The 256-nt window shown below is 35.5% G+C and carries 1 protein-coding gene; it reads right to left on the bottom strand.

Features of this window, described 5'->3' with window-relative positions:
* Positions 1–256: hypothetical protein (locus ACWA1B_RS23090; protein WP_456910998.1), on the bottom strand; the 256-nt coding region annotated here is incomplete at both ends.

A 256-nucleotide genomic window follows, 5' to 3' on the forward strand; every position in this document is an offset into this window, starting at 1 on the left:
CTTGAGTTTCATCAACATTGATGTTTTTGCTACCTTCTACTTTTGTATTAGATGCAGCTTTTACATCGTTCAATTGTTTAACATTTACAGCATCGTTGTCTTCTACGCCAGCTGTTACGTTTTTGATTTGCGTATTGTTAGCGTTGAAGCCATTATCTGTAACGAATTGTTTGTTGTTGATTGTCAAGCCATCGTTGTTGATAGTTGTTTGACCAGTTGTTACGCTGTTCAAGTTTGTTAAGTCTTTTGCAAGTTT

The sequence above is a fragment of the Flavobacterium xizangense genome (assembly GCF_054075145.1).